The 4,172-nt window shown below is 46.0% G+C and carries 6 protein-coding genes; 3 read left to right on the forward strand and 3 right to left on the reverse strand.

The window, feature by feature from the left end:
* Positions 1 to 98 precede the first annotated feature (98 nt).
* From HI950_RS37240 to HI950_RS35205, 3 genes are read right to left on the reverse strand one after another with little or no spacing between them, the layout of a single operon-like run.
* On the reverse strand, positions 99 to 257 hold the full coding sequence (locus HI950_RS37240) for a nucleotidyltransferase domain-containing protein (RefSeq protein WP_411268198.1): 159 nt from the start codon (positions 255 to 257) through the stop codon (positions 99 to 101).
* A 44-nt stretch (positions 258 to 301) separates the two neighbouring features.
* Entirely contained in the window at positions 302 to 973 is a 672-nt protein-coding gene (locus tag HI950_RS35200) for a response regulator (protein WP_169091715.1), read from the reverse strand.
* Positions 933 to 2,147 carry a sensor histidine kinase gene (locus HI950_RS35205; RefSeq protein WP_187768223.1) on the reverse strand — a complete coding sequence of 405 codons (1,215 nt, stop codon included), beginning with the start codon at positions 2,145 to 2,147 and terminating at the stop codon, positions 933 to 935. The genes HI950_RS35200 and HI950_RS35205 overlap by 41 nt, the downstream gene beginning before the upstream one ends.
* 165 nt (positions 2,148 to 2,312) lie before the next feature.
* Here HI950_RS35205 and HI950_RS35210 point away from each other — a divergent pair, with 165 nt between their 5' ends.
* The 3 genes from HI950_RS35210 to HI950_RS35220 all read left to right on the forward strand — a co-directional run bounded on the left by HI950_RS35210 (position 2,313) and on the right by HI950_RS35220 (position 4,056).
* Positions 2,313 to 2,762, forward strand: coding sequence for a hypothetical protein (locus HI950_RS35210; RefSeq protein WP_169091711.1), 450 nt, complete (start codon positions 2,313 to 2,315; stop codon positions 2,760 to 2,762).
* Positions 2,763 to 3,001: 239 nt separating this feature from the next.
* A complete protein-coding gene (locus HI950_RS35215) occupies positions 3,002 to 3,511 on the forward strand; it encodes a FixH family protein (protein ID WP_223285700.1) in 510 nt (169 codons plus the stop codon).
* A 269-nt stretch (positions 3,512 to 3,780) separates the two neighbouring features.
* Positions 3,781 to 4,056: a dihydrofolate reductase family protein gene (locus HI950_RS35220; protein ID WP_223285701.1), complete on the forward strand. Its 276-nt coding sequence runs from the start codon at positions 3,781 to 3,783 to the stop codon at positions 4,054 to 4,056.
* The last annotated feature ends 116 nt before the right edge of the window (positions 4,057 to 4,172 follow it).

Genomic DNA, 4,172 nt, shown 5'->3' on the forward strand with positions numbered 1-4,172 from the left:
CTAACGGGCAGATTACGTTAATGGCAACAGCACCCCATATATTGTAAAATCTATCTTGAAGGCTAATGAAAACGATAGCTTATAGCTCCAAGGGGGAGTTACTTATTATGGAGAAAATAATGGTCTTTATGAATTCTATTCTGCTTACCTAGAAATATATCGATTGCTACACCACCACATATCGACCAATCAAACCCTCGGTTATTAAGAAATGTAAAGGCTCCTGAAACGCCATTATCGAACGGAAGTATTCCGATTTCAAGCTAGATACCCCGAGCAAGCCTTTCCAATTGATCCTTTTTTATTTCACAAGCTTCATTCGAATGGCAGTGACTACTGCTTGTGTGCGGTCCTGCGCCTCAAGTTTTTGCATGATATGGTGTATATGCGTTTTTGTTGTGCCTTCAGAAATGCATAAAATCGCAGATATTTCGTGGTTTCTCTTTCCGTAAGCAAGCAGCTGCAATACTTCCGTTTCACGCTCTGTCAATGCGCCAAGCAGCCGGTCTTTGCCGGACGAATCTGGCTCCTCCATGCCCGAAGTCAATATTTGGTCTAGAGCGCGTTTGGCCGTGCTGCTATTGAACAGGGTTGCCCCCCGGTGCATGGCCCGAATACCGCTCAGCAATTCATCGGTTTCTGTATCCTTCAATAAATAGCCGGAAGCCCCGGCACGAATCCCGTCAAACACATACTGTTCAACATCGAATGTCGTTAAGAGGACGACTTTTGTGTCAGGCAAAGCTTCAACGATAGACTTTGTCGCCATAATACCCGTTCCGCCCGGCATGCGGATATCCATCAAAACGATATCCGGAACGTTTCGCAATGCAATGTCAACAGCTTCTTCTCCGGTCGAAGCCTCTCCGACCACCTGCATATCTTTTTGAATGTCCAATATGTATCGCAATCCTTTACGAATGAAAGGCTGGTCATCCGCCAGTACGATTCGAATCATTTTCTCGGTTTGCATGAATCGTCTCCTTATAAGCCGTACTCGATGTAATATTAAGTGGAATAACTGCTTGAATCTTTAAACCATTCGGTGAATTTGCGGAGAAAACGATGCTCCCTCCGGCAGATTTGCATCTTTCGATCATACTGTTTAGGCCAAATCCGAAATTCAAAGGTTTCTCGTCGCTGAAATGACCGTCATCCGTAATAAGGAGCATTACATGTTCATTCTCTTCTTCCACTAAAATGTTAACCAGTTTCGCATCAGCATGCTTGAGGATATTGGTTAACGCTTCTTGCAAGATTCTGTAGAGAATCACGCTGCATTCAACCGGCCACTCCCCAATAGGTCCGATTTCTTTATATTGTATCTGTACCATAGAATTAGCTTCGATTTGAGAGACGAGGCCCTTCAGCGCGATCGGTCCCAGGCCCTTCTCATCGTCCGACCATTCCTTTACTGCAAGCCTTACCTCATCCATCCCTTTCCTAGCAACCTTCAGAGTCTCGTCTACGCTGTTTGCCGCCCCAGCCGGATCCTGGGGAATCATCAGCTTCAATGCTTGTAGTTGAACAATAAGCGAGGTCATCTGATGTCCAAACCCATCATGAATGTCGCGTGCCAATCTCGTACGCTCCGTCAGCGCAGCATAACCCATCGCCTGAACAGATGTTTGCTGCAATTCGGAATATGCCGTGTTCAGTTGTTCCAGTTGCTTTCGGTTCGTGCGATGCGCTTCGCGAAGCAGGCTTTGATTTCTGACCGCGATATACATGAGGACAGCTGCAATTAGAGCGCCATATGAGACCTTGTCGACCAGCATCATTGCAAAAATGAGGCAAACAGTGAAGACGGCGAGAGTAACGGTTGAACGATTCCATTTCGGATCGGCCACACCCAGCATATACAGCAGCGGCCAGAAAATGCGGTGATCAGGGTAATCGGAATGAACGATGCGAATGATGAGGGTTATGCCAGCAAGAATGCAAACCGCAAGGAAGTACCTCTTAGCATTCCACCATCCTTTAGGTGCTGCCGCCATCCATATGTAACAAGCCGCGAAGGCAGCGTAAACGATAAGTACGTGGGTATGCAGAAACGGATACTCTGGCATGATCAATATGAAAAAGGCAACGATAAAGATAGTATGTGCGGCGCGGGCGTTAAAGTGCTGAAATATGTTTTTATTCATTTTTCAATCCTTCATTCGGGTGGTTTACTTCATCATAACAGATGAATCCGTCTTGCTCATCAATCGATCGATATAGACGCTAAATAAAAATCAACTGCAGATAGACGTAAAAGAAATTGCATTGTGTTATTTTTGGTGTGCAAAAGAAAACGAGGAGTGATTGCCATGGAATTGGCCAGAAAAGACGAAGATGTCAAAGAGAGAGGAAGATTGAAGTTTACAGGCATACAATTGCTGAAACGATGGCCCTCATTGGTGGCGTTAGCTATGGCCGCAACAGGGCTCCCGGCTTCGACGGATCCCATGTCATTTATCCTGATTCTCATCGCGCTTGTCTACCCGATTGCAGGCGCAATTCGCGGTCATCTCCGCGGGGTTCGTACCTTCTTGATACAGGCGGCCGCATTACTGTTTTTCAGCATTATCGCGTTAGTGTCTCTGTATGTCGACAGAGAAACGGGACTGATCCTGCTTGCGGCAGGTTATATCGGCCATGCGGCCTGGGACTTTGCTCATTTTCGGAGCAATAAGATCGTCTGGCGGTGGTATGCGGAATGGTGCACTGTTTTGGATTTTTTTATTGCAGCCTTTCTGCTCGCACCGATATTCATGTAACAAGTGGAGAGGATGCCTTTGCAATTGCATAAAATCTGATGGGAAGCGGCATTGAATTTTTGACCATTACCATTGACCGCAGCATGATACACCTTATGCATTGCGAACATACGCCAAACATATTGGAATCAATCCCCTAGGCTGGGCGATCCTGCGCGGTGATGAGACCATAATCAGCACAGTGACTCGCTCTTTTACTAGAAACTATTGAACTTGAAACAGAAAGGGAATGATTCTAGATGAAATTGAAACGCTTTATGTACATGCTACCGTGCCTACTCTTGCTCCTTGCCATGACCGCATGTGGTCAAGATCAACAACAAACAGCTCTACTTTCTTCTACACCAGTCGAAGCCACATTCATGCTCGAACCAAGTCAACCTGCTGCCAGAGACAACGTTACTTTTGCGGTAACCGTTACCCAGGATGGCAAACCAGTGGATGACGCGAGCGAAGTCATATTTGAATGGTGGAAAGAGGGGCAAGAGCCTCATATGATGCTACCTGCTACTTTCCAAAATGATGGACTCTACATCGCCAAGCAGCCCATTACTGAACCGGGATCGTACTTCGTCTATTACCATGTGTCGGCGCGTGATTCCCACACCATGAAGAAGATCCCTTTCACGGTTACTGCCACGAAGGAACCATCCGCTTCCGCAACGACACAAGATTCGCCAGTTGAAACGATTGCTGGCAGTCAACCTGAGCAGAGTGGCACCCATGATCATGGAACTACCCGCCACTAGGATCTCTCCCTCGCTGCATAAGACTTTATGATGTTCTAAGAAAATAAAGTATTTTCTTAGTGCTTAGGTTAAGATAAGTCCCCTGTTTAAGCACTACATGCTACCCGCGTACGTTCTTTAATAGGTGATTGGAAATGGAATATAATGAGGAGGACGTAGCCCAAGCGAAGGCGCGGGAGCGTTCTTTTTATTGAACTAACGGGCAGTTTAAATTAGCAATTCTTAGCAATTCATAAGAAACAACCCAAGCTGAAATGTGCTAAGCTGATTTGGAGAAACACGCAATAGAAATTCTGAGTACTGCCGACACTGTCATTTGGGGACGTGGCACTTATCAGGGAATGCACAGTTATTGGCCATCTGTGCCTTCGAACCCATCAGCTTCGCAACATGAACGGAATCATGCCGAGTGGATCGAAAAGATAGCCAAAATCGTTTTTTCCACGACACTGGAGAAAGTCGAATGGAACAATTCCAGATTGGTGAAAGAAAATGTCAAGGAAGAGATCAAGAACCTCAAGCAGCAGGCAGGCGTTGGAAACTAATAATTGGAGGGCGTTATTGAAATGGCTAAGCTGATCTACGCTATTAACGTATCTTTGGACGGTTACACTGAGGACGAGCAAGGCAATTTAGAGTGGTCGATCTCCGATGACGAGGT

The sequence above is a fragment of the Paenibacillus sp. PL91 genome (assembly GCF_012935325.2).
Classification (GTDB): Bacteria; Bacillota; Bacilli; order Paenibacillales; family Paenibacillaceae; genus Pristimantibacillus.

Bases quoted from the DNA above. Each gene is read 5' to 3' on its own strand.
- HI950_RS35205 (WP_187768223.1), bottom strand. From the start codon at position 2,147: ATGAATAAAAACATATTTCAGCACTTTAACGCCCGCGCCGCACATACT.
- HI950_RS35215 (WP_223285700.1), top strand. From the start codon at position 3,002: ATGAAATTGAAACGCTTTATGTACATGCTACCGTGCCTACTCTTGCTC.
- HI950_RS35200 (WP_169091715.1), bottom strand. From the start codon at position 973: ATGCAAACCGAGAAAATGATTCGAATCGTACTGGCGGATGACCAGCCT.
- HI950_RS35210 (WP_169091711.1), top strand. From the start codon at position 2,313: ATGGAATTGGCCAGAAAAGACGAAGATGTCAAAGAGAGAGGAAGATTG.